This is a genomic window from Modicisalibacter tunisiensis (genome assembly GCF_020148005.1).
Taxonomy (GTDB): Bacteria; Pseudomonadota; Gammaproteobacteria; order Pseudomonadales; family Halomonadaceae; genus Modicisalibacter; species Modicisalibacter tunisiensis.
On sequence record NZ_JAGXFD010000001.1, the window covers coordinates 942,808 to 964,618 of the forward strand.

General features: G+C 67.5%; 21 protein-coding genes. 19 read left to right on the forward strand and 2 right to left on the reverse strand.

What is annotated here, in order from left to right; translation table 11 throughout:
• Positions 1-542 precede the first annotated feature (542 nt).
• The 16 genes from mnmG to glmS all read left to right on the forward strand — a co-directional run bounded on the left by mnmG (position 543) and on the right by glmS (position 16,366).
• Positions 543-2,447 carry a tRNA uridine-5-carboxymethylaminomethyl(34) synthesis enzyme MnmG gene (gene mnmG, locus KGQ91_RS04335; RefSeq protein ID WP_224420349.1) on the forward strand — a complete coding sequence of 635 codons (1,905 nt, stop codon included), beginning with the start codon at positions 543-545 and terminating at the stop codon, positions 2,445-2,447.
• Complete coding sequence (rsmG, locus tag KGQ91_RS04340) at positions 2,444-3,070, forward strand: 16S rRNA (guanine(527)-N(7))-methyltransferase RsmG (RefSeq protein WP_224416134.1); 627 nt, start codon at positions 2,444-2,446, stop codon at positions 3,068-3,070. Before mnmG ends, rsmG begins: the two co-directional genes overlap by 4 nt.
• Positions 3,071-3,108: 38 nt before the next feature.
• Positions 3,109-3,876 (forward strand): ParA family protein, encoded by a 768-nt coding sequence (locus KGQ91_RS04345; RefSeq protein ID WP_224420350.1) that lies wholly within the window; start codon positions 3,109-3,111, stop codon positions 3,874-3,876.
• A 29-nt stretch (positions 3,877-3,905) separates the two neighbouring features.
• A complete protein-coding gene (locus tag KGQ91_RS04350; protein ID WP_224420351.1) occupies positions 3,906-4,835 on the forward strand; it encodes a ParB/RepB/Spo0J family partition protein in 930 nt (309 codons plus the stop codon).
• 182 nt (positions 4,836-5,017) lie between these two features.
• Positions 5,018-5,440 (forward strand): ATP synthase subunit I, encoded by a 423-nt coding sequence (locus tag KGQ91_RS04355; RefSeq protein ID WP_263478942.1) that lies wholly within the window; start codon positions 5,018-5,020, stop codon positions 5,438-5,440.
• Positions 5,441-5,455: 15 nt separating this feature from the next.
• The gene (gene atpB / locus KGQ91_RS04360) at positions 5,456-6,322 is read left to right on the forward strand and encodes a F0F1 ATP synthase subunit A (RefSeq protein ID WP_224420352.1); all 867 of its coding nucleotides are present in this window, start codon (positions 5,456-5,458) and stop codon (positions 6,320-6,322) included.
• Between the two features lie 51 nt (positions 6,323-6,373).
• On the forward strand, positions 6,374-6,622 hold the full coding sequence (gene atpE / locus KGQ91_RS04365) for a F0F1 ATP synthase subunit C (protein WP_011508579.1): 249 nt from the start codon (positions 6,374-6,376) through the stop codon (positions 6,620-6,622).
• 65 nt (positions 6,623-6,687) lie between these two features.
• Positions 6,688-7,158: a F0F1 ATP synthase subunit B gene (locus tag KGQ91_RS04370; protein WP_163648034.1), complete on the forward strand. Its 471-nt coding sequence runs from the start codon at positions 6,688-6,690 to the stop codon at positions 7,156-7,158.
• A gap of 11 nt (positions 7,159-7,169) precedes the next feature.
• A complete protein-coding gene (locus KGQ91_RS04375) occupies positions 7,170-7,709 on the forward strand; it encodes a F0F1 ATP synthase subunit delta (RefSeq protein WP_224420353.1) in 540 nt (179 codons plus the stop codon).
• A 16-nt stretch (positions 7,710-7,725) separates the two neighbouring features.
• The gene (gene atpA, locus KGQ91_RS04380; protein WP_224420354.1) at positions 7,726-9,270 is read left to right on the forward strand and encodes a F0F1 ATP synthase subunit alpha; all 1,545 of its coding nucleotides are present in this window, start codon (positions 7,726-7,728) and stop codon (positions 9,268-9,270) included.
• A 64-nt stretch (positions 9,271-9,334) separates the two neighbouring features.
• On the forward strand, positions 9,335-10,210 hold the full coding sequence (atpG, locus tag KGQ91_RS04385; protein WP_224420355.1) for a F0F1 ATP synthase subunit gamma: 876 nt from the start codon (positions 9,335-9,337) through the stop codon (positions 10,208-10,210).
• Between the two features lie 51 nt (positions 10,211-10,261).
• On the forward strand, positions 10,262-11,638 hold the full coding sequence (atpD, locus tag KGQ91_RS04390; protein ID WP_163648030.1) for a F0F1 ATP synthase subunit beta: 1,377 nt from the start codon (positions 10,262-10,264) through the stop codon (positions 11,636-11,638).
• Between the two features lie 26 nt (positions 11,639-11,664).
• Positions 11,665-12,093 carry a F0F1 ATP synthase subunit epsilon gene (locus KGQ91_RS04395; protein ID WP_224420356.1) on the forward strand — a complete coding sequence of 143 codons (429 nt, stop codon included), beginning with the start codon at positions 11,665-11,667 and terminating at the stop codon, positions 12,091-12,093.
• A 184-nt stretch (positions 12,094-12,277) separates the two neighbouring features.
• Entirely contained in the window at positions 12,278-13,639 is a 1,362-nt protein-coding gene (gene glmU, locus KGQ91_RS04400; protein WP_224420357.1) for a bifunctional UDP-N-acetylglucosamine diphosphorylase/glucosamine-1-phosphate N-acetyltransferase GlmU, read from the forward strand.
• Between the two features lie 104 nt (positions 13,640-13,743).
• Entirely contained in the window at positions 13,744-14,514 is a 771-nt protein-coding gene (locus KGQ91_RS04405; protein WP_224420358.1) for a DeoR/GlpR family DNA-binding transcription regulator, read from the forward strand.
• 16 nt (positions 14,515-14,530) lie between these two features.
• On the forward strand, positions 14,531-16,366 hold the full coding sequence (glmS, locus tag KGQ91_RS04410) for a glutamine--fructose-6-phosphate transaminase (isomerizing) (RefSeq protein ID WP_224420359.1): 1,836 nt from the start codon (positions 14,531-14,533) through the stop codon (positions 16,364-16,366).
• A 9-nt stretch (positions 16,367-16,375) separates the two neighbouring features.
• Here the strand turns inward: glmS and mltA are convergent, their stop codons facing one another.
• Positions 16,376-17,503 carry a murein transglycosylase A gene (mltA, locus tag KGQ91_RS04415; RefSeq protein WP_163648025.1) on the reverse strand — a complete coding sequence of 376 codons (1,128 nt, stop codon included), beginning with the start codon at positions 17,501-17,503 and terminating at the stop codon, positions 16,376-16,378.
• Positions 17,504-17,679: 176 nt separating this feature from the next.
• Between mltA and KGQ91_RS04420 the strand changes: the two genes are divergently transcribed.
• Positions 17,680-18,555 carry a DUF72 domain-containing protein gene (locus tag KGQ91_RS04420; protein WP_163648024.1) on the forward strand — a complete coding sequence of 292 codons (876 nt, stop codon included), beginning with the start codon at positions 17,680-17,682 and terminating at the stop codon, positions 18,553-18,555.
• Positions 18,556-19,048: 493 nt separating this feature from the next.
• A complete protein-coding gene (locus KGQ91_RS04425) occupies positions 19,049-20,410 on the forward strand; it encodes a sodium-dependent transporter (protein WP_224420360.1) in 1,362 nt (453 codons plus the stop codon).
• A 64-nt stretch (positions 20,411-20,474) separates the two neighbouring features.
• Here the strand turns inward: KGQ91_RS04425 and KGQ91_RS04430 are convergent, their stop codons facing one another.
• Positions 20,475-20,675: a PA3496 family putative envelope integrity protein gene (locus KGQ91_RS04430; RefSeq protein WP_163648022.1), complete on the reverse strand. Its 201-nt coding sequence runs from the start codon at positions 20,673-20,675 to the stop codon at positions 20,475-20,477.
• A 199-nt stretch (positions 20,676-20,874) separates the two neighbouring features.
• On the opposite strand from KGQ91_RS04430, the gene hexR reads away from it, so the two are divergent.
• A complete protein-coding gene (gene hexR, locus KGQ91_RS04435) occupies positions 20,875-21,762 on the forward strand; it encodes a transcriptional regulator HexR (RefSeq protein WP_224416123.1) in 888 nt (295 codons plus the stop codon).
• Positions 21,763-21,811: the final 49 nt, after the last annotated feature.

Consider the following 21,811-nt stretch of genomic DNA (forward strand, 5'->3'; position numbering starts at 1 on the left):
CGCCGACCGCGAGGGGCGTCTTTCTTCCGCTCGCCCCCACTCCAGATTCCTTCCCCAGCCCCGATTTCCGCCTGTGGACAAGTTTTTCGCCGTGTCCACGCTGTCTTGCCTGCAGCCCGCGCCAGGCGTGTCCTGACGGGTGACAAGCCACACTGTTGATCGCTACACGCACAGCCCCGGTACAAGCCGGTGGACAAGCCGGGGACGGGGACGGCTGTGGATGACCGTCCTTTTCATCCACAGCTCCCGAACCGGGTCTCCGCAGGCCGTCTACCTTTTTTGCAATGCATCGTCAACATTTCAGGGGACTGACAACGAACGAAAAGTCCGTCTTATCCACAGAAAATGTCCACACCAGTAGTTACTACCACAACAGAACTTCTTTTCTCTTCTTATATTGTTTCTTTAAGACTCGAAGGGGGAGAGCATGACCGGAACCTGATGTGGAAAACCCCTGACGGTTACCCACAGGGGCGTTATACTGGGCGGCTTGTTGATACTTGCCCTGAAGTCGCGCGCCCGGCGCGCAAGTCGAGGTATCCGTGGATTATCCCAACCGCTTTGACGTCATCGTCATCGGCGGTGGCCATGCGGGAACAGAAGCCGCACTGGCCGCTGCCCGCATGGGCTGTCAGACCCTGCTGCTGACTCACAACATCGAGACACTGGGACAGATGTCCTGCAATCCGGCGATCGGTGGCATCGGCAAGAGCCACCTGGTCAAGGAGATCGACGCCCTGGGCGGGGCCATGGGGCTGGCAACCGACCATGCCGGCATCCAGTTCCGTGTGCTCAACGCCCGCAAGGGTCCGGCCGTGCGCGCCACCCGTGCCCAGGCCGACCGCGTGCGCTACAAGGCGGCGATTCGCGGCATGCTGGAGAACCAGCCCAACCTGACGCTGTTCCAGCAGGGTGTGGATGACCTGATCGTCGACGGCGACACGGTCAGGGGCGCGGTCACCCAGACCGGTATCCGCTTTCATGCCGACACCGTGGTGCTGTGCACCGGCACCTTCCTCGGCGGGGTTATCCACATCGGGCTGGACAGCCACACCGGCGGCCGGGCCGGCGATCCTCCCGCCAACGCCCTCGCGCAACGGCTCCGCGCCCTGCCGTTCCGCGTCGATCGCCTCAAGACCGGCACGCCGCCGCGGCTCGATGCCAAGAGCCTCGACTTCAGCCAGCTCGAGGAACAGCCCGGCGACACCCCGACCCCGGTGATGTCCTACCTGGGATCACGGGACCTGCACCCGCGGCAGGTGAGCTGTCGCATCGCGCATACCAACGAGCGCACCCACGAGATCATCTTCGCCAACCTCGACCGCTCGCCGATGTACTCGGGGACGATCGAGGGCGTCGGCCCGCGCTACTGCCCGTCGATCGAGGACAAGGTTCATCGCTTCGCCGACAAGGCCAGTCATCAGATCTTCATCGAGCCGGAGGGTCTGGAGACTCACGAGCTCTACCCCAATGGCATCTCCACCTCGCTGCCCTTCGACGTGCAGCTGCAGGTGGTGCGCTCGATCAAGGGGCTCGAGAACGCCCATATCACCCGGCCGGGCTATGCCATCGAGTACGACTTCTTCGATCCGCGGGATCTGAAGCACTCGCTGGAGACCCGGTTTATCCACAACCTGTTCTTCGCCGGGCAGATCAACGGCACCACCGGCTACGAGGAAGCCGGCGCCCAGGGCCTGCTGGCCGGGCTCAACGCCGCCCTGCGCGTGCGTGGCGAGGACGCCTGGTGCCCGCGGCGCGACGAGGCCTACCTCGGCGTGCTGGTCGACGACTTGATCACCCTGGGCACCCAGGAGCCCTACCGGATGTTCACCTCGCGGGCCGAATACCGGCTGCTGCTGCGCGAGGACAACGCCGACCTGCGCCTGACCGAGACCGGGCGGCGCCTGGGTCTGGTGGACGACGCGCGCTGGGCCGCGTTCAGCACCAAGCGCGAGGCGATCGAGGCCGAGCAGGCGCGGCTCGCCGCCACCTGGGTGCAGCCCCGCTCGGCAGCGGCCGAGCAGCTCAATGCGCGGCTGCCCAAGCCGCTCAACCGCGAGTACAGCCTGCTCGAGCTGCTCAAGCGCCCGGAGCTCGGCTATGGCGATCTGGTCGGTCTCGACGGCATCGAGGGGACGGGCGTCGATGACGAGACGGTCGCCGAGCAGGTGCAGATCCAGGCCAAGTACCAGGGCTACATCGACCGCCAGCAGGCCGAGATCGACAAGCTCAAGCGTCACGAGGCCACGCCGCTGCCCGCGGATCTCGACTATTCGCGGGTCGAGGGGTTGTCCAACGAGATCCGTGACAAGCTCGCCGCGGCGCGTCCCGAGACCCTGGCCCAGGCCGGACGCATTTCCGGCGTGACCCCGGCGGCGGTGTCGATCCTGCTGATCCATCTCAAGAAGCGCCGCCTGGTCGACGATGCCCGGGCGGTGAACGCATGACGCCCGACTGCGAGCGTCGCCTCGACGCGGGACTCGCGGCCCTGGGCATCACCGCCGATGGCCGGGCCCGGGAACGGTTGCTGGCGCTGCTGGGGCTGTTGCACAAGTGGAACCGGGCTTATAACCTCACCGCGGTACGCGCGCCCGAGGCCATGGTGACCCGCCATCTGCTCGACAGCGCCTCGATCCTGCCGGCGATGACCGGCCCCCGGGTGCTGGATATCGGTTCGGGCCCGGGCTTTCCCGGCCTGGTGCTGGCGATCCTCGACCCGCGGCTGACGGTCACGCTGCTCGACAGCAACGGCAAGAAGGTTCGCTTCCAGCGCCAGGCGGTGATGGAGCTCGGGCTGACCAATGTCGAGCCGGTGCAGGCCCGCGTCGAGCGCTTCGAGGCGCCACCGTTCGACCAGGTGGTGTCTCGGGCCTTCGCCAGCCTGGGGGATTTCATCGGCCTGAGCGAGCCGCTGCTGGCGCCCCGCGGCGAGTGGCTGGCGATGAAGGGCCAGGCCTGCGAGGAGGAGCTGGCCGAGGTGCCGGCGGGTGTGCAGCTCGTCGAGCGGCGTCTCCTGTCTGTCCCGGGGGATGACGCTACCCGCTATCTGCTGCGGCTGGCCCGAGCCTGAACGCCGGCCGGCACACCACGTCGACAAGGGAGCCTTTCGTGACCAAGATCATCGCCTTGACCAACCAGAAGGGCGGCGTCGGCAAGACCACGACCGCGGTCAACCTGGCGGCCTGCCTCGCGGCACTGGAGCGGCGCGTGCTGCTCGTCGACCTCGATCCCCAGGGGCATGCCACCATGGGCAGCGGCATCGACAAGCACGAGCTGGACGGCAGCGTGCTCGACGTGCTGCTCGGTGAAAAGCCCGCCGAGGCGGTGATCCTCGACTGCCCCGAGGCCGGCTACGCCCTGCTGCCCGGCAACGGCGACCTGACCGCCGCCGAGGTCGACCTGCTCGATCGCGACGGTCGCGAACGCTGCCTGCACGAGGCGATCAAGGGCGTCGCCGGCGACTACGACGTGGTGCTCATCGACTGCCCGCCGTCGCTCAACATGCTCACCGTCAACGGCCTGACCGCCGCCGACGGCATCCTGATTCCCCTGCAGTGCGAGTTCTATGCCCTCGAGGGGCTGTCCGCCCTGCTCGACACCGTCGAGCAGATCCAGGCCAGCGTGAACCCCTCGCTGCAGCTCTTCGGCATCGTGCGCACCATGTTCGACAACCGCAACAGCCTGACCCGCGACGTCACCAAGCAGCTGCGCGACTACTTCGGCGATACCCTGCTCAAGGCGGCCATCCCGCGCAACGTGCGGGTCGCCGAGGCCCCCAGCCACGGCCTGCCGGTCACCAAGTACGCCCGCTTCTCGCGGGGTAGCCAGGCCCATCGGGTGCTGGCCAAGGAACTGATCCGTCGTTTGTCGCTATGACCCCCGGGAAACGCCACAAGGATTGCCCCATGACCCGTAAACGTGCCCTGGGCCGCGGCCTGGATGCCCTGATCGGCGCCAATGCCCGCCGCCGCGATCTGCTCGATGCCGATATCCAGCTCGACGAGCCCGAGGTCGAGGCCGCCGAGGCGCCCGCGCCGGAAGCGCCCGCCGATGACGAGGCGCGCCTGGCCCGCCTGCCGCTCGGCCAGCTGAGCCGCGGCCGCTACCAGCCCCGGCGCGACATCCAGCCCGAGGCGCTGGAGGAGCTTGCCGACTCGATCCGCAGCCAGGGGGTCATGCAGCCGATCGTGGTGCGGCCGATCGGCGAGGATCGCTACGAGATCATCGCCGGCGAGCGGCGCTGGCGGGCGGCCCAGCTCGCCGAGCTCGACGTGATCCCGGCCGTGGTGCGCAACGTCAGCGATCAGGGCGCCCTGGCGCTGGCACTGATCGAGAACATCCAGCGCGAGAATCTCAACCCCGTCGAGGAGGCCCTGGCCCTGAAGCGCCTGCTCGAGGAGTTCGAGCTGACCCAGCAGCAGGTGGCCGACGCGGTGGGCAAGTCACGGGCCCAGGTGGCCAACCTGCTGCGCCTGCTGGCGCTCGACCCGGAAGTGCAGACCCTGCTCGAGCGGGGTGACCTGGATGTGGGTCATGCCCGGGCGCTGCTGGTGCTGCCTGCGACAAAACAGCGCAAGGCGGCCCACGAGGTGGTCGATCGTGACCTCACCGTGCGCCAGACCGAGGCACTGGCGAAGGCGCTTCAGGCCGGCAAGCCTGCCGCGGCCCGGCCGGCGGACACGCCGTCCGCCGACGTGTCACGCCTGGAGACCCAGCTCGGCGAGGTGCTCGGTGCCGCGGTGAAGATCCGTCATGGCCAGAGCGGCAAGGGGAAAGTGACCATTCACTACGGCAGTCTCGAAGAGCTGGACGGGATTCTCGAGCACATCCGCTGAGCGTCCGGGTCGATAGTTAGCCAGTTAAAATATTTTCCCGACGTTCGTCGCGCTTTGGTCGTAGTCCGATTCCACTTCGTGGAAATTCGCCGCAGGTTCGGTTGAAGGGCACCCCCGGCTTCCCTATAATCCGCCGAGGTCCGGCGCTGGGGGCGCTCAGTCAACGACAATTCCTGTGGACATTGCCGACGATCACCCGAGAATTTATGCCTGCTCCGAGTCCGGCCCAGATCAAACGACCCGAATTCACGCGCCTGCTGGCGGCGCAGGCCGCCATGGTGCTGCTGGCCGTGGCGGTCGGCGCGGGCACCGGCGGACACGCCGCTGCCGTCTCGGCGCTGCTCGGCGGCTTGGTCGCCGCGGTGCCGGGCGTCTACTTTGCCTGGCGAGCCTTCCGCTATCAGGGAGCGCGCTACGCCAGGGACATCGTTAAGAGTTTCTACCGAGCCGAAGCCGGCAAGTTCGGTTTGACGGCGGCATTGTTCACCCTGGTGTTCATTGCAGTGCCCCCGTCAAACCCCGCTTTCTTCTTTGGCGCTTACGTGGCGACGTTGGCGACGCAGTGGCTGGGGCCCTGGCTGCTGAAGCGCCCGTCGTACACCTGACATCGAGGCAGTGCAATGGCAGCAGGCAACACTCTGACGCCGACGGCGTACATCCAGCACCATCTGCAGAACCTGACCTTCGGGTACCATCCCGACCACGGCTGGGCGATGGCTCACTCCGCCGAGGAGGCCGCCGAGATGGGCTTCTGGGCGATCCACCTGGACACCATGGCCTGGTCGATCGGCCTGGGCGTGCTGTTCCTGTGGCTCTTCCGCAAGGCCGCCCGGGCCGCGACCACCGGCGTCCCCCACGGGTTGCAGAACTTCGTCGAGATGATGGTCGAGTTCGTCGACAACTCGGTGAAGGAAACCTTCCACGGCAAGAGCCGGCTGATCGCGCCGCTGTCGCTGACGATCTTCTGCTGGATCTTCCTGATGAACCTCATGGATCTGGTACCCGTCGACCTGCTGCCGATGCTGGCGCAGAAGATCGGCGTCATGTTCGGTGCCGATCCCGCGCACGTCTACTTCAAGGTCGTGCCCACCACCGACGTCAATGCCACGCTCGGCATGTCACTGTCGGTCTTTGCCCTGATCATCATCTACTCCATTCGTCACAAGGGGCTTTCCGGCTTCATTGGGGAATTGACGCTGCATCCGTTCAGCTCCTCCAACAAGCTGTTCCAGGTCATCCTGATTCCGATCAACTTCATCCTCGAGGTGGTGACCCTGCTGGCCAAGCCGGTGTCGCTCGCCCTTCGTCTGTTCGGCAACATGTATGCCGGCGAGTTGATCTTCATCCTGATCGCGATGATCGGGCTGTGGCAGTTGCCGCTGCATTTCTCCTGGGCGGTCTTCCACATCCTGATCGTTACGCTGCAGGCGTTCATCTTCATGATGCTGACGATCGTCTACCTGAGCATGGCGACCGAAGAGCATTGAACCGTCAACCCTTAACCCGCTAAACCACTTGACTGAAAACTGGAGTACATCATGGAAGCACAAGTTCTGGGCATGACCGCTATCGCCGTTTCCCTGCTGATCGGCCTGGGCGCCCTGGGTACCGCCATCGGCTTCGGCATCCTGGGTGGCAAGTTCCTCGAAGGCGCCGCGCGTCAGCCGGAGATGATCCCGCAGCTGCAGGTGAAGATGTTCATCGTCGCCGGCCTGCTGGACGCCGTGACCATGATCGGTGTGGGTATCGCGCTGTTCTTCACCTTCGCCAACCCGTTTGTGGGTTGAATCACGGTGGGTCGCAAGACCAACCGGGACTCTGACCACAAACCTGTGAAGCGAGAGGTGCTGGCGTGAATCTGAACCTTACCCTGATCGGTCAGGCCATAGCCTTCGCGGTCTTCGTCTGGTTCTGCATGAAGTATGTATGGCCCCCGGTCATGCAGGCGCTGCAGGAACGTCAGAAGAAGATTGCCGATGGCCTGGACGCTGCCAGCCGTGCCACCCGTGACCTCGAACTGGCCCAGGAGCAGGCTGACGAGACGTTGCGCGAGAGCAAGGAAAAGGCGGCCGAGATCCTAGAGCAGGCCCACAAGCGGTCGAACCAGATGATCGAGGAAGCGCGCGAGAATGCCCGCCTCGAGGGCGAGCGGATGATTGCCGCGGCCCGTTCCGAGATCGAGCAGGAAGTCAATCGCGCGAAGGAAGAGCTGCGTTCGCAGGTGTCGCGACTCGCTGTCGAAGGGGCGGAGCGTATCCTGGAATCCTCCATCGACGAGGCCAAACATCGCGAGCTCGTCGACAAGCTCGCCGCCGAGCTTTGAGGAGGTGACCCATGGCTGAAACGTCTACCGTCGCTCGACCTTACGCCAAGGCGGCGTTCGAGTTCGCGCACACCCAGGGGGCGCTCGAGGCCTGGTCCGAAATGCTGACACTGGCGGCCGGCGTGATTGCCGATGACGCCATGCGCTCGCGGGTGCTGGACAACCCCCGGTTGTCCGGCGCCGAGAAGGCCGACATCGTGCTCGATGTCGGCGGCGAGGCGTTCAGCGAGGAAGTCCGTAACTTCCTGCGGACCCTGGGCCAGAGCCACCGCCTGGCGGCGCTGCCGGACATTGCCGAGCAGTTCGAGCAGCTGAAGGCCGAGCAGGAGAAGCGCCTGGAGGTGACCATCGTCTCCGCGTTCCCGCTCGACGCCGCTCAGCAAGACACGCTCGCGAGTGCCCTGGCCAAGCGCCTGAACCGCGAAATCTCCATTACCACTCAGGTGGACCGTGCCCTGATGGGCGGCGTCATCCTGCGTGCCGGCGACACCGTCATCGACGGTTCGGTGCGCAACCGACTGGCCCGTCTGCGCGACACACTCTCCGTCTGAGCTTGAGGGACATGGCATGCAGCAACTGAATCCTTCCGAGATCAGCGACATCATCAAGCAGCGCATCGAAAAGCTGGATGTCGCCTCCGAAGCCCGTAATCAGGGCACCATCGTCAGCGTGTCCGACGGCATCGTGAAAATTCACGGGCTGGCGGACGCGATGTTCGGCGAGATGATCGAATTCCCGGGCCACGTCTTCGGCATGGTCCTCAACCTCGAGCGTGACAGCGTCGGCGCCGTGGTGCTGGGCGACTACCAGCAGCTCGAGGAAGGCATGACCGCCCAGTGCACCGGCCGCATCCTCGAGGTGCCGGTGGGCCCCGAGCTGGTCGGCCGCGTGGTCGACGCCCTGGGCAACCCCATCGACGGCAAGGGCGAACTGGGCACCGAGCTGACCGACGCGGTCGAGAAGGTCGCGCCGGGCGTCATCACCCGTCAGGGCGTCGACCAGCCGATCCAGACCGGCCTCAAGTCCATCGACGCTATGGTGCCGATCGGCCGCGGTCAGCGTGAGCTGATCATCGGCGACCGCCAGATCGGCAAGTCCGCCATCGCGGTGGACACCATCATCAACCAGAAGGGCAAGGGCGTTACCTGCATCTACGTCGCGGTGGGTCAGAAGCAGTCGACCATCGCCAGCGTGGTGCGCAAGCTCGAGGAACACGGCGCGATGGAGCACACCATCGTCGTCGCCGCCGGCGCCGCCGATCCGGCCGCCATGCAGTTCCTGGCCCCCTATGCCGGCTGCTCGATGGGCGAGTACTTCCGCGACCGTGGCGAGGATGCGCTGATCGTCTACGACGACCTCACCAAGCAGGCCTGGGCGTATCGCCAGATCTCCCTGCTGCTGCGTCGTCCGCCGGGCCGCGAAGCCTACCCGGGTGACGTCTTCTACCTGCACTCGCGCCTGCTCGAGCGTGCCGCACGCGTCAATGCCGACTACGTCGAGAAGTTCACCGACGGCAAGGTGAAGGGCCAGACCGGCTCGCTGACCGCGCTGCCGATCATCGAGACCCAGGGCGGCGACGTCTCGGCGTTCGTGCCGACCAACGTGATCTCGATCACCGACGGCCAGATCTTCCTCGAGACCGGCCTGTTCAACTCCGGCATCCGCCCGGCGATCAACGCCGGTCTGTCGGTGTCGCGCGTGGGGGGCTCGGCCCAGACCAAGATCATCAAGAAGCTGGGTGGCGGCGTGCGTCTCGCCCTGGCCCAGTACCGCGAGCTGGCGGCGTTCTCGCAGTTCGCCTCCGATCTCGACGAGGCGACCCGCAAGCAGCTCGAGCACGGCCAGCGGGTCACCGAGCTGATGAAGCAGACCCAGTACACGCCGATGTCCGTGGCCGAGATGGCCCTGACGCTGTTCGCGGCCAACGAGGGTTTCCTCGACGACGTCGAGGTCAGCAAGGTGCTGGACTTCGAAAGCGCGCTGCAAGACTACATGAAGGCCGAACACGGCGAGCTGCTCGACAAGATCAACCAGACCGGCGACTACAGCGACGAGATCAAGCAGGGTCTCAAGTCTGGCGTCGAGCAATTCAAGGCCACTCAAACCTGGTAATCCCCCGGGCCCGGCCTGGCCGGGCCTGCGATTCCCCGAGGGGCCACGAATAAGGTAGATCGCTATGGCAGCCGCAAAAGAGATCAAGACTCAGATCGGCAGTATCAAGAATACGCAGAAGATCACCAGCGCCATGGAAATGGTCGCTGCGTCGAAGATGCGTAAGGCGCAGGAGCGGATGCAGGCCAGCCAGCCGTATGCCAAGCAGATCCGCAAGGTCGTGGGCCATGTCGCCAAGGCCAATCCCGAGTACCGCCATCCGTACACCCTCGACCGCGAGGTCGAGCGGGTCGGCTACATCGTCGTCTCCAGCGACCGCGGCCTGGCCGGCGGCCTGAACGTCAACCTGTTCAAGGCCGTGGTCAAGGACGCCAAGGCGTGGCGCGACAAGGGCGTCGAGACCGACTTCGTCGCCATCGGGAGCAAGGCCGGCACGTTCTTCCGCAAGTACGGCGGCAACCTGCTTGCGGCCAAGAGCGGGCTCGGCGAGGCCCCCGAGGCCAAGGATCTGATCGGCAGCGTCAAGGTCATGCTCGATGCCTTCGACGACGGCACGCTGGATCGGCTCTACGTGGTGTCCAACGAATTCGTCAACACCATGACCCAGAAGCCGACCGTGCGCCAGCTGGTGCCGCTGGTCACGTCCGACGAGGACGCCGACGACGAACAACCCCGTCCCGACAGCTGGGACTACCTGTATGAGCCGGACGCCCAGGCCCTGCTCGACAAGCTGCTCAAGCGCTATGTCGAGTCGCAGGTCTATCAGGCGGTGGTCGAGAATGCAGCCTGCGAACAGGCGGCGCGCATGATCGCGATGAAGAACGCGACCGACAACGCCGGCAACCTGATCGACGAATTGCAACTGGTGTACAACAAGGCCCGCCAGGCGGCCATTACCCAGGAAATTTCCGAGATCGTGAGTGGCGCCGCCGCGGTGTGACGCGCCGGTGAAACGCAGCAGGTTTCATTTGCAGGTTTAAGAGGATCCAAGATGAGCGGACGTATCGTACAAATCATCGGCGCGGTGATTGACGTAGAGTTTCCGCGGGACGACGTCCCCAAGGTCTACGACGCGCTGACGGTCTCCGAGCCGGGGACCATTCTCGAGGTCCAGCAGCAGCTGGGCGACGGCGTGGTACGTGCCATCGCCATGGGCTCCACCGAGGGCCTCAAGCGCGGCATGGCCGTGGAAAACAGCAAGGCGCCCATCTCCGTGCCGGTCGGCAAGGAGACCCTGGGTCGCATCATGAACGTGCTCGGCGAGCCGATCGACGAGGCCGGCGAGATCGGCGAGGCCGAGCGCATGCCGATCCACCGCAAGGCACCGAGCTATGCCGACCAGGCGGCGTCCAGCGAGCTGCTGGAGACCGGCATCAAGGTCATCGACCTGGTCTGCCCGTTTGCCAAGGGCGGCAAGGTCGGCCTGTTTGGCGGCGCCGGCGTGGGCAAGACCGTCAACATGATGGAGCTGATCCGCAACATCGCCACCGAGCACAGCGGCTACTCGGTGTTCGCCGGGGTCGGCGAGCGCACCCGCGAGGGCAACGACTTCTACTACGAGATGCAGGAGTCCAACGTCCTCGACAAGGTCTCGCTCGTCTACGGCCAGATGAACGAGCCGCCGGGCAACCGCCTGCGCGTGGCGCTGACCGGCCTGACCGTCGCCGAGAAGTTCCGCGATGAAGGCCGCGACGTGCTGCTGTTCGTCGACAACATCTACCGCTATACCCTGGCCGGCACCGAGGTGTCCGCCCTGCTGGGCCGCATGCCCTCCGCGGTGGGCTACCAGCCGACCCTGGCCGAGGAGATGGGCGTCCTGCAGGAGCGCATCACCTCCACCAAGACCGGCTCGATCACCTCCGTGCAGGCCGTCTACGTGCCCGCGGACGACCTGACCGATCCGTCGCCGGCGACCACCTTCGCCCACCTGGACGCCACCGTGGTCCTGGCACGTTCCATCGCCGAACTGGGCATCTACCCGGCGATCGATCCGCTGGATTCCACCTCGCGCCAGCTCGACCCGCTGGTGGTCGGCGAGGAGCACTACAACGTCGCCCGCGGCGTGCAGGGCGTGCTGCAGCGCTACAAGGAACTCAAGGACATCATCGCCATCCTGGGCATGGACGAGCTGTCCGACGAGGACAAGCTGTCCGTCAACCGGGCGCGCAAGATCCAGCGCTTCCTGTCGCAGCCGTTCTTCGTCGCCGAGGTCTTCACCGGGGCGCCCGGCAAGTACGTGTCGCTCAAGGAAACCATCCGCGGCTTCCAGGGCATTCTCGACGGCGACTACGACGAGCTGCCGGAGCAGGCTTTCTACATGGTCGGCACCATCGACGAGGCCGTCGAGAAAGCCAACAAGATGAAGTAAGCCGTCCACGCAAGAGGACCTAAGGTATGGCGAAAAGCTTCCATTGCGAGATCGTCAGCGCCGAGCAGTCGATCTTCTCCGGCGAGGTCGACCAGCTGGTCGCCGCTGGCATGATGGGCGATCTGGGCATCATGGCCGGCCACACGCCGCTGCTGACCGAGCTCAAGCCGGGTCCGCTGCGCGTGCTGGGCGAGAGCGGCGACGAGCAGGTCTACTACGTCAACGGCGGCTTCCTCGAGGTGCAGCCCGACCTGGTGTCGGTGCTCGCCGACAGCGCGGTGCGGGCCCGTGATCTCGACGAGGCCGAGGCCGAGGCGGCGCGCCAGGAGGCCCAGCGCGAGCTCAACGAGCAGAAGTCGGAGCTGGACTACTCCCGGGCCGCGGCCGAGCTCGCCGAGGCGGTGGCCAAGCTGCGCACCCTCGACCAGCTGCGCCGGGCCAGCGGCAAGCGCTGATTCCGACGGCGTCGACCCCACGCCCCATGGAGCCCGGCTCCATGGGGCGTTTTCGTGAGCGGGCGACGCAAGCAGGTCCCCTCGCCGGTTCGATCGTGTGCAAACACGGCGACCGTCATGGAGTCGCGGCCGGGGGGCTCGTAAACTGGCCACCGGTCAGGCGACAAGCGAACAAGGAGTGAAGATGTCTCTCGACGTGGTGATCCTGGCGGCCGGCCAGGGAACGCGGATGCGCTCGGCGCGCCCCAAGGTGCTGCATGCCCTGGCGGGCCGGCCGATGGTGCGCCATGTGCTGGATACCGCCGACAGCCTGGGCCCCGAGCGGCTGCACGTGGTGATCGGCCACGGCGGCGAGGCGGTGCGCGAGACGCTCGCCGACACCCGGGCGAGCTTCGTCGTCCAGGCCGAGCAGAAGGGCACCGGCCATGCCGTGGCGCAGGCGCTGGAGGCGCTCGGCGACGGCAAGGTGCTGATCCTCTACGGCGACGTGCCGCTGATTCGCCGCGAGACCCTCGAGGCGCTGCTCGCCGAGGTGGCGGACGATCGCCTGGGGCTGTTGACCGTGACCCTGGACGACCCCGCCGGTTACGGCCGCATCAAGCGCGATGCCGAGGGCCGGGCGGTGGCGATCGTCGAGCACAAGGATGCCTCCGAGGCCGAGCGCGAAATCCGCGAGTGCAACACCGGCATCATGGCGATGACCGCCGACCAGCTGCGGCGCTGGCTGCCGCGGCTCTCCGCCGACAATGCCCAGGGCGAGTACTACCTGACCGACGTCATCGCCATGGCCGCCGAGGAGCGCCTGACCATCGCCACGGCCCAGCCCGCGACTCCGGTGGAGGTCGAGGGGGTCAACAACCGGGCCCAGCTGGCCCGTCTCGAGCGCGCCTACCAGCTGGGCCAGGCCGAGGCGCTGATGACCGCCGGCGTGGCGCTGGCCGATCCGGCGCGGCTCGACGTCCGCGGCCGGCTGACCTGCGGGCGCGACGTGTTCATTGACGTGGGCTGCGTGTTCGAGGGCGAGGTCGAGCTGGCCGACGGGGTGACGGTCGGCCCCTACTGCGTGATCCGCGACTCGCGCATCGGCGCGGACTCGCGCATCGCGGCGCACAGCGTGCTGGAGGGGGCCGTGCTGGCGGGGGCCGGCCAGGTCGGGCCCTTCGCGCGGCTGCGCCCCGGCACGCACCTGGCCTCGGGGGCGAAGGTGGGCAACTTCGTCGAGACCAAGAACGCCCGGGTCGGCGAGGGCAGCAAGATCAACCACCTGAGCTACGTGGGCGATGCCGAGCTGGGCCGCGACGTCAACGTCGGCGCCGGCACCATCACCTGCAACTACGATGGCGCCCGCAAGCACCGCACCGAGATCGGCGATGCGGCCTTCATCGGCTCCAACACCGCCCTGGTGGCCCCGGTCACGGTGGGGGCGGGAGCCACCATCGGCGCCGGCTCGACGATCAGCCGCGATGTCGACGCCGGGGCGCTGGCGGTGGCCCGCAGCCGCCAGACCCAGCGCGACGACTGGCAGCGGCCGACCAGGGACGATTGAGCCCGTCGTGATGCTCTCGATGGCTTGACGCGGGCCGGGGATTGGCGTTTGATGGGCGCATTATCTTTCGAGTTGAAAGAAACGGCTTTCGTTTCGACAGAAAAATGCCCAAGCGCGATACCCTGCAGCGGCGCCATGCGATCCTCGCCTACGTCAATGACCACGGCGAGACCAGCGTCGACACCCTGGCCCGCCACTTCGCCACCTCCGAGGTCACGGTGCGCAAGGACCTGGCCACCCTCGAGAAGAGCGGCCTGCTGCTGCGCCGCTTCGGCGGTGCCGCGCCGCTGCCCCAGGAGATGCTCGCCGAGCCCGCGGCGGCGCCGTCCGCCGCCAAGCGGGCCATCGCCCGAGCCGCCGGCGAGCGCATCCGCGCCCACAACCGCCTGATCATCGACAGCGGCACCACCACCTCGGCGATGATCCCCGAACTCGGCGGCCACGAGGGGCTGGTGGTGATGACCAACGCCCTGTCGGTGGCCAACGCGCTGCGCGAACTGGAGCCCGAGCCGGTGATCCTGATGACCGGCGGGACCTGGGACCCGCACTCCGAATCCTTCCAGGGACGGGTCGCCGAGCAGGTACTGCGCTGCTACGACTTCGACCAGCTGTTCATCGGCGCCGACGGCATCGACCTCGAGCGCGGCACCACCACCTACAATGAGCTGATCGGCCTCTCGCGGGTGATGGCCGAGGTCGCCCGCGAGGTGGTGGTGCTGGTGGAGTCCGACAAGATCGGGCGACGCATTCCCAACCTGGAGCTGCCCTGGGCGCGCATCCATACCCTGATTACCGACGACGGCATGGACGACGCCACCCGCGAGCGTCTCGAGGCTCACGATGTCGCCGTCATCCGTGTCGCCGTGAGCGAGTGAAGACAAGGAGGCCAGCATGTGTGGAATCGTCGGTGCCGTGGCCCGGCGCCCCGTTCAGGAGATCCTGCTCGAGGGGCTGCGGCGGCTTGAATATCGAGGCTACGACTCGGCGGGCATGGCGGTGCTCTCCGAGGATGCCCGCCTGAACCGCCAGCGGGCGATGGGCAAGGTGGCGGCGCTGGAAGCCTGCCTCGCCGAGGCGCCGCTGAACGGGCAGGTGGGCATCGCCCACACCCGCTGGGCGACCCACGGCCGGCCCAGCGAGTACAACGCCCACCCGCACCAGTCCGGCGAGAGCCTGGCGGTGGTGCACAACGGCATCATCGAGAATCACGAGGCGCTCAAGGCCGAGCTGGAAGGTCAGGGCTACGTGTTCACCTCCGAGACCGACACCGAGGTGGTCGCCCACCTGCTGGCCCGCGAGTTCAATCGCAGCCAGGACCTGCTGACCGCCGTTCAGCAGGCGGTGGCACTGCTCGAGGGCGCCTATGCGCTGGCCGTGCTGCATCGTGGCGAGCCCGAGACCCTGATCGGCGCCCGCAAGGGCAGCCCGCTGGTGGTCGGCGTGGGCATCGAGGAAACCTTCCTGGCCTCCGATCCGCTGGCGCTGCTGCCGGTCACCGACCGCTTCATCTACCTGCAGGAAGGCGACGTGGTGCGCCTGTCCCGGGGCGAGCCCCCCGAGGTCTTCGATCGTGCCGGCGAGCGTCAGGAACGCGGCGTGCAGACCTACGAGCACGGCGACGGCGCCGCCTCCAAGGACGGCTATCGCCACTTCATGCTCAAGGAAATCTACGAGCAGCCGCAGGTCATCGCCGCCACCCTCGAGGGACGGCTGAGCGAGCGACGGGTGCTGGCGGAAAGCTTCGGCCCCCAGGCCGAGGCGCTGCTGTCACGGGCCCGCCAGGTGCACATCGTGGCCTGCGGCACCAGCTATCACGCCGGACTGGTGGCGCGCTACTGGCTGGAGAAGTACGCCGGGCTGCCCACCCAGGTGGAGGTCGCCTCCGAGTATCGCTACCGCCGGGTGGTGGTGCCCGAGGACACCCTGTTCGTCACCCTGTCGCAGTCGGGCGAGACCGCCGACACCTTGGCGGCGCTGCGCTTTGCCCGCGAACGCGGCTACCTGGGCAGCCTGGCGATCTGCAACGTGCCGGGCAGTTCGCTGGTGCGCGAGTCGGACCTGGCGCTGATGACCCAGGCCGGGCCGGAGATCGGCGTGGCCTCGACCAAGGCCTTCACCACCCAGCTGGTGGCGCTGATGCTGCTCACCCTGTCGCTGGGGCGTCGCCACGGCCTGGATGCCGCCGAGGAGGCGCGCATCGTCCAGGCCCTGCACGCGCTGCCGGGGGTCGTGCGCCAGGTGCTCGGCCTGGATGCCGCCATCGAGGCGCTGTCGACGGCCTTCGCCGAGAAGCAGCACGCCCTGTTCCTGGGCCGGGGGGCGCACTACCCGATCGCCCTGGAGGGCGCGCTCAAGCTCAAGGAGATCTCCTACATCCACGCCGAGGCCTACCCGGCGGGCGAGCTCAAGCACGGCCCGCTGGCGCTGGTCGACAGCGAGATGCCGGTGATCTCGGTGGCGCCCAACGACGAGCTGCTGGAGAAGCTCAAGTCCAACCTGCAGGAGGTCCGCGCCCGCGGCGGCGAACTGTTCGTGTTCGCCGACGAGAGCGTGCGCCTGGAAGACACCGAGGGCGTGCACGTGCTGCGCCTGCCCCGGATCGACGAGGCCCTGGCGCCGCTGCTCTACACCCTGCCGTTGCAGCTGCTGTCCTACCACGTCGCGGTGCTCAAGGGCACCGACGTCGACCAGCCCCGCAACCTGGCCAAGTCGGTGACCGTCGAGTAGGCGCCTGACTCAGCGCCGCCGACGCGGCATCAGCACCCACAGCTGGCCGGGCTGCTTCATGCGCCCGGCCAGTTCCCCCGCCTGGTCGCCGTGCCCCCAGAAGAAGTCGGCGCGCACCGCGCCGGTGATCGCGCTGCCGGTGTCCTGGGCGACCATCAGTTGCTGCAGCGGCTCGTTGGACAGCGGCCGCGTGGTGGCCAGGAACACCGGCGCGCCCAGCGGGATGCGCGAGGGGTCGACGGCCAGGCTGCGTCGCGAGGTGAGCGGCACGCCGAGGGCGCCGAGCGGGCCGTCCGCGCCGGCGCGCGGGTCGGACTCGCGAGGCTCGAAGAACACCACCCGCGGATTGACGTCGAGTGCGGCGTCCACCTGCTGCGGATGACGCCGGGCCCAGGCGCGGATGCCGTCGAGGGTGGCCTCGCCGGGGGTGATGGCGCCGCGGTCGATCAGCGCCCGGGCGAAGGAGCGAAAGGGCTGGTTGTTGGTGCCGGCATAGCCCACGTGCAGGGTGCCGCCCTCGGCCAGTTCGATGCGCCCGGAGCCCTGGATCTGCAGGTAGGCGGCCTCGACGGGATCGTCGACCCAGACCAGCTCCTGCCCCTGGAGCCGGCCGCTCTTGCGCAGTGCCGCGCGGCTCGGGCGCCGGGCGTCGGGATCGTCCCGCCAGGCCTCGGGCAGGCGGTACAGCGGCGTCTGGTAGGGGCCGTGTCGCCGGCGCGAGCCGTGCAGCAGCGGTTCGTAGTAGCCGGTGATCAGCCCGGTGGTCGAGCCGTCGGCGTTGGCCATCAGGTAGGGGGCGAAGCGGTGTTCGAAGAAGTCGCGGATGGCCTCGCTGTCGAGCGGATCGAGGGCCTCGGCGTCGCGGCACACCGCCGCCCAGCCGTCGCGCCGGGCAAGGCGCCGACAGCTCTGCCGGAAGGCGCCCAGGGCGGCCACGGCGTTTTCCTGACGCCAGCCGGGCAGGTCCTGCCAGGTCATGGGCTGCATCTGCCGGGTGAGCTGCTGCTCCACCGGCGAGGGCGGCTCGGTCGGCTGCGGGGCCCGGCTGCTGCAGGCGGCCAGCAGGGCGAGCAGCAGCACGAGAATCAGGGAACGCACACCGCGGGCGGCGGGAGGCCAGGGGAGCTCGACGATCACGCGGGTTACCTCGCATCCGTGAAGAGGAAAAGTGCCTGCCAACCCGGCAGGGCACGCGGCCGGCTGGCTCGATTATAGGGGATGAGTCGCGACACGGCAGCCGATGCCGGGATGGCGCTGTCGGCAAGTCGGTGATGACGTATCCTGCGCGCTGGATCCTGATTCGCGAGCGTGTCATGAGCGACCGACACAGCGGGCCGCGGCTGCATCTGGGACTGCCGATGTGGGCCAATGCCGACTGGCGCGGCAGCCTCTACCCGCGGCAGGCGGCGTCCGGGGACTTCCTGGCCGACTATGCCCGGGTGTTCTCCAGCGTCGAGGGCAACACCACCTTCTACAGCGGCACCCCGCGCGCCGAGACGGTGGCGGCCTGGGCCCGGCGGGCACCGCCGACGTTCCGCTTCTGCTTCAAGCTACCGGCGACGCTGACCCATGAGCGACGCCTGACCGGGATCGACGCCGAACTGGAGGCCTTTCTCGACGGCCTGGCGCCGCTGGGGCCGCGCCTGGGGCCGGTGATGATCCAGCTGCCCCGCGACTTCGGCGTCGCGGAACTGCCGGCGCTGGAACGGGTGCTCGCGCGCTGGCCGGCGGGCGTGCCCTGCAGCGTCGAGGTCCGCGCTCGTGAATTCTTCCACAAGGGCAGCGCCGAGCAGCGTCTCAACCGCTTGTTGATAACTCACAACGTGGACCGGGTGATGCTCGACGTGCGGCCGTTGTTCGCCACGCCCGCCGGCGACGATCCGCGGCTGCGCGCTGCGCAGGCCGAAAAGCCCCGGCTCCCGTTACACGTGCTTTCCACGGGAGAGCGCCCCATCGTGCGCTTCATCGGCCATCTTGACACGGCGCTCAATCGGCGGTATTTCGCGCCCTGGGTCGAGCGCCTTCCCCTGTGGATAAAACAGGGGAAAACCCCTTTCCTGTTTGTGCATACCCCGGACAACCGCCAGGCCCCGGCCCTGGCGCGAACGCTCCACGAGGCGCTGGGCCAGGCACTGGACCTGCCGCCGCTGGCGGCGTTTCCCGGCGAACGCCAGGCCACGCTGTTCTGAATGGGCGCCGAGTGGCAGACGGGGCTGGTCAAGCGGTCCGTCATCGGCTAGTTTTGTCGCCCTTGCGCCCCATGGCGCGATGGCCCGATGACGGGCGAGGGTATGCCTGACCGGCATGCCCTCGCCCGTCACGGCTTGTTGACGGCAGCCGGCACGCTGCGTCGCTACACCCGGCGGCGCGGTGTGCCGGCTGTCTCGCGGCAGTGATCCTGCTGGCGGTTGAGGCAACCCGCCACACTCGGCTCCGCGCGACGACAGGCAAGTGCTCCGAGTCGTGCCCTTCGATCCCCGGTGTCAGATAGTCCGCTATTCACCCGCACGATCGTGTCGATTCGTTGCCGTGCCCGGCGTCCCGCGCCCGAACGGGTTGCGAGGATCCTGTCATGCCCTGGCAGGCAGCGTGCGATCCACGCTGCGCGGGACGTGGCACAACAAGGACAAGGCGTCATCGCATCCGATCGATCGATGATGACACGTACACTCAGGGTGCATTATGTCGAAGCAATCTCATGCCCAATGGTCATCCCGGCTGGCCTTCATTCTCGCCGCGGTAGGGTCGTCCGTCGGCCTTGGCAATATCTGGAAGTTCCCCTACATGACCGGCGAGAGCGGAGGCGGTGCCTTCGTGCTCATCTACCTGGTCTGCATCGCGCTGGTGGGCGTGCCCATCCTGATGTCGGAATGGCTGATCGGCCGTCTCGGCCAGCGCAACCCGATCGCCTCGATGTCGCTGCTGACCCGGCGCTTCAAGCGCAGCCGTGCCTGGGTGCTGGTGGGGGTGTTCGGCATCCTCGGCGCCTACCTGATCCTGTCGTTCTACAGCGTGATCGGCGGCTGGGGGCTGGCCTACATCGAACTCGGCGCGAGCAATGCCTTCGCCGGCCTGGACAGCGCGGCGGTGGGCGACATGTTCAGCGGCCTGCTGGCCGATCCGACGCGACTGCTGCTCTGGCACAGCCTGTTCATGCTGCTGACCATCGGCGTGGTGCTGGGCGGCGTGACCGGCGGCCTGGAGCGCGCCACCAAGCTGCTGATGCCGGCGCTGGTGGTACTGCTGGTGGTGCTGGTCGGCTATGCCGCGACCTCCGGGGCCTTCGCCGAGGGCGTGGCCTACCTGTTCACGCCGGACTTCTCCAGGCTGTCCAAGGACGGGGTGCTGGCCGCGCTGGGCCATGCCTTCTTCACGCTGAGCCTGGGCATGGGGATCATGATCGCCTACGGTTCCTACCTGCCGCAGGAGGTCAACATCGGGCGCAGCGCCCTCATCGTCGTGGTGATGGACACCGTGATCGCGCTGATGGCGGGGCTGGCCATCTTCCCGGTGGTCTTCGCCAACGAGCTGAGCCCGGCCGCCGGCCCGGGGCTGATCTTCCAGACCCTGCCGCTGGCGTTCGGCCACATGACCGGCGGCTGGCTGTTCGGCGTGCTGTTCTTCGTGCTGCTGGTGTTCGCCGCCTGGACCTCGGCGATCTCGCTGCTCGAGCCGATCGTCGAATGGCTCGAGGAGCGCACCCCGCTGTCCCGCGTCGGCGCCACCCTGGTGGCCGGCGCCGCCACCTGGGCGCTGGGCATCGTCACCGTGCTGTCGTTCAACGTCTGGTCCGGCGTGGCGCCGCTGGGGGTGTTCGCCAAGTTCGACGGCATGACCATGTTCGACCTGCTGGACTACTTCACCAGCAAGCTGATCCTGCCGCTGACCGGTCTGGCCGCAGTGCTGTTCGTGGGCTGGTGCATCGGCCGCGAGGAACTCCACGCGAACCTCAAGATGGGCGACGGCGCCTTCGCGCTGTGGCGTTTCGCGGCGCGCTACGTGGCCCCGCTGGGGGTGATCGTGGTCTTCCTCGGCAGCCTGTAGGCGCCACCGAGGTCATGCCGGCATCCCGCGCCCCGACCGTCAGGTCGGGGCGTTTTCGATGGAGCTACTGCAGGGCGTCGTCCTCGAAATCGGCGATGTCGCGCTCGAGCCGCCGAATCTCGTTGTGCATCTCGATGCCCCGGCGTGCGCGCAGGTAGCGGACGGCGGCGCTCTTCTTGCGGGTCTCGTGCTCGGCGACCTCCATGGTCATGAAGATGTCGAGAAGCTCGCTTCTGACGGCGCCCAGCTGTTCTCCATTATGCATGTCGACTCTCCTTGCAGCGGCAAAGGTGTCAATGACACGTCATTTCTTACTATACCCCAGTTGACAAAATCGTGACATTGAGGGCCGGGCTGCCGTTTTCCCCGCGGATTGGGCATACTGGGGGCGGCGATGACCCGCAGGGCCATCCCGCCGGCGCGCCGGTCGCCACGACCGGCCGATACAGCAAGAGGAGCGAACCGTGAGTCGTGCCCTATTCGATGAAATGCGACGTCGCATGGAGCACTTTCGTCGCTCCGAGCAGAAGGTGGCGCGCTTCGTGCTGCGTCATCCCGACGAGGTCATCCACATGCGCATCGTCGACCTGGCCACCGAGGCCAAGGTCAGCGAGCCGACCGTGGTGCGCTTCTGCCGGGCGCTGGGCTGCAGCGGCTTCCAGGACTTCAAGCTGCAGCTGGCGCAGATGCTGGCCGCCGGCAGCCAGTTCGCCCAGTTCTCGATGAACGACAGCGACAGCGTCGCCGAGTTTTCCCACAGCCTGTTCGACTCCACCATCGGCACGCTGCTCTCGGTGCGCGACCGGCTCGACAACGACGCCCTGGGGCGCGCGGTCAACGCCCTGGCGATGGCCAATCGGGTCGAGTTCTACGGCTTCGGCGCCTCCGGCGCGGTGGCCTTCGACGCCCAGCACAAGTTCTTCCGCCTGCAGATTTCCACCTCGGCCTACACCGACCCGCACATGCAGAACATGTCGGCGGCGACCCTCCAGGAGGGCGACGTGGTGGTGGCGATCTCGCAGACCGGGCGCACCCGGGCGCTGGTCGACAGCGTGCGCCTGGCCCGCGAGAAGGGCGCCACGGTGATCGGGCTGTGCCCGAGCCGCTCGCCGCTGGCCGATGAGGTCAGCCTGCCGCTGTACATCGACGTCCACGAGGACACCGAGATCTACACGCCGATGAGCTCGCGCATCGCCCACCTGGTGATCATCGACGTGCTCGCCGTGGGCGTGGCCAAGACCCGCGGGCCCAAGCTCGCCGAGCAGTTGAAGGCGGTCAAGCGCAGCCTCACGCCGCTGCGCTTCCCCGAGCCGGGCGAGGGCACCGGCAGCGAGTCCCCGGCGACGTCCTGAGGCGCCGATGTGCTAAGCTGGGCGCCCATTTCGCAGCTCGACAGCGGTA

Excerpts from the sequence above, each read along its gene's own strand:
- rsmG (WP_224416134.1), top strand. The coding sequence starts at position 2,444 with ATGACGCCCGACTGCGAGCGTCGCCTCGACGCGGGACTCGCGGCCCTG.
- KGQ91_RS04350 (WP_224420351.1), top strand. The coding sequence starts at position 3,906 with ATGACCCGTAAACGTGCCCTGGGCCGCGGCCTGGATGCCCTGATCGGC.
- atpB (WP_224420352.1), top strand. The coding sequence starts at position 5,456 with ATGGCAGCAGGCAACACTCTGACGCCGACGGCGTACATCCAGCACCAT.
- atpE (WP_011508579.1), top strand. The coding sequence starts at position 6,374 with ATGGAAGCACAAGTTCTGGGCATGACCGCTATCGCCGTTTCCCTGCTG.
- KGQ91_RS04375 (WP_224420353.1), top strand. The coding sequence starts at position 7,170 with ATGGCTGAAACGTCTACCGTCGCTCGACCTTACGCCAAGGCGGCGTTC.
- atpA (WP_224420354.1), top strand. The coding sequence starts at position 7,726 with ATGCAGCAACTGAATCCTTCCGAGATCAGCGACATCATCAAGCAGCGC.
- atpG (WP_224420355.1), top strand. The coding sequence starts at position 9,335 with ATGGCAGCCGCAAAAGAGATCAAGACTCAGATCGGCAGTATCAAGAAT.
- atpD (WP_163648030.1), top strand. The coding sequence starts at position 10,262 with ATGAGCGGACGTATCGTACAAATCATCGGCGCGGTGATTGACGTAGAG.
- KGQ91_RS04395 (WP_224420356.1), top strand. The coding sequence starts at position 11,665 with ATGGCGAAAAGCTTCCATTGCGAGATCGTCAGCGCCGAGCAGTCGATC.
- glmU (WP_224420357.1), top strand. The coding sequence starts at position 12,278 with ATGTCTCTCGACGTGGTGATCCTGGCGGCCGGCCAGGGAACGCGGATG.
- KGQ91_RS04405 (WP_224420358.1), top strand. The coding sequence starts at position 13,744 with ATGCCCAAGCGCGATACCCTGCAGCGGCGCCATGCGATCCTCGCCTAC.
- glmS (WP_224420359.1), top strand. The coding sequence starts at position 14,531 with ATGTGTGGAATCGTCGGTGCCGTGGCCCGGCGCCCCGTTCAGGAGATC.
- KGQ91_RS04420 (WP_163648024.1), top strand. The coding sequence starts at position 17,680 with ATGAGCGACCGACACAGCGGGCCGCGGCTGCATCTGGGACTGCCGATG.
- KGQ91_RS04425 (WP_224420360.1), top strand. The coding sequence starts at position 19,049 with ATGTCGAAGCAATCTCATGCCCAATGGTCATCCCGGCTGGCCTTCATT.
- KGQ91_RS04430 (WP_163648022.1), bottom strand. The coding sequence starts at position 20,675 with ATGCATAATGGAGAACAGCTGGGCGCCGTCAGAAGCGAGCTTCTCGAC.